At 60.4% G+C, this 1,081-nt stretch carries 3 protein-coding genes; all 3 read right to left on the bottom strand.

Annotated features, from left to right (window positions below):
• Nucleotides 1-256, bottom strand: a 256-nt coding sequence (locus AC04MI_RS25495; protein ID WP_476499082.1) for a hypothetical protein, incomplete at its 3' end; no start/stop codon positions are given.
• Nucleotides 257-291: 35 nt separating this feature from the next.
• Nucleotides 292-627 (bottom strand): hypothetical protein, encoded by a 336-nt coding sequence (locus AC04MI_RS25490; protein ID WP_436001498.1) that lies wholly within the window; start codon nucleotides 625-627, stop codon nucleotides 292-294.
• Nucleotides 624-977: a hypothetical protein gene (locus AC04MI_RS25485; protein WP_436001496.1), complete on the bottom strand. Its 354-nt coding sequence runs from the start codon at nucleotides 975-977 to the stop codon at nucleotides 624-626. Before AC04MI_RS25485 ends, AC04MI_RS25490 begins: the two co-directional genes overlap by 4 nt.
• Between the last annotated feature and the right edge of the window lie 104 nt (nucleotides 978-1,081).

Genomic DNA, 1,081 nt, shown 5'->3' with positions numbered 1-1,081 from the left:
GTGCAAGGGTTGATCGGTTAATGGTGTAGGTAGTTACCGTATCCATGAAGTCCATCGTGAACACCCTCTTGAAGCTGACCTGCGACGCAGTGAACGCCGCATCGGTTTTGGTACTCATGCCGCCCTCAGGGTGGTACGTCGCCGAGCTCTCGCCCTCAAGCAACGTCACAGCCAGGCCCTGAGGCTTGGCATCGCCGGCACTGGAGTGCGAACACTCCAAGTACACCGGGTTAGCTGCAGCGGCGCCTGAAGCCATCAGGGCGCCAGCTACCAACGGGCAGAGTAGCGCCCTCATCGCGGCACCGCCGCGCTTGCGATCAGAGCTTCAAGTCGAGCGACCGCCTGCTCCTTCGTGACGCCACTCGGCAGCGAGGCCTTGTCCATCCGCGTTGCGCGGCGAAGGCACTGTTCAACAGCCTCTTGCCTTGGCTCGACGTGGGAGAGCCCGCAGCTGTATGCCAAGCCTTCCAGGAGGGTCCGGTCGTCGACCGAGGCCTCGGGCCACACCAGGTCCAACCTCTCGCCCCGGATCACGTCTTTCTTGCTTTCACTCCAGATGAGGAAAGGATACGTCCCAACCAAGACCGCCACTACAAGCGCGATAACGCCACCTTCGAGCTTCGTCATTTCGCCACCCCTTCGTTTGATTTGGAATCCTCGATCAGCTCTGCCAGGCGCTTGGCCGCCTGATCCATCGTCATGCCCTTCGGCAACGTTGGTTCTTCCAGCAGCGCGGACTGGAGGCACTGGATGATCATTTCGCGGTCAAGCTCGACCTCCCGCAGTGAGCACGTAAAGCCCAAGGTTGCCAGCAGCGCCCGATCGCGCTCGGGCATTGTCATCACATCTGGCCAGACGAACTGCAGGCGCTGCAGCGCGGCTTCGGCATGTGCTTTGCCCAAATCGCGCGCCAGCATCGAGCCCACAAGGATGATCACTCCAACCACGATCATCAGAACCCACTTGTTGATCTTCATCTCGCGTCCTGCAGCGTTAGGTAAGTTGGATCTCTTGTCCGTTAACGATCGCGGACAGCTTGACGTCAGAAAGCATGTACTGGCCGCCAGGGCCACCCCTGACC

The organism is Acidovorax sp. LjRoot204, assembly GCF_056175785.1.
The sequence above is the reverse complement of the archived record's forward strand: the minus strand, read 5'-3'. Positions and strand labels throughout refer to the sequence as shown.

Coding starts and splice junctions, on each gene's coding strand:
- AC04MI_RS25490 (WP_436001498.1), bottom strand. CDS start 627: ATGACGAAGCTCGAAGGTGGCGTTATCGCGCTTGTAGTGGCGGTCTTG.
- AC04MI_RS25485 (WP_436001496.1), bottom strand. CDS start 977: ATGAAGATCAACAAGTGGGTTCTGATGATCGTGGTTGGAGTGATCATC.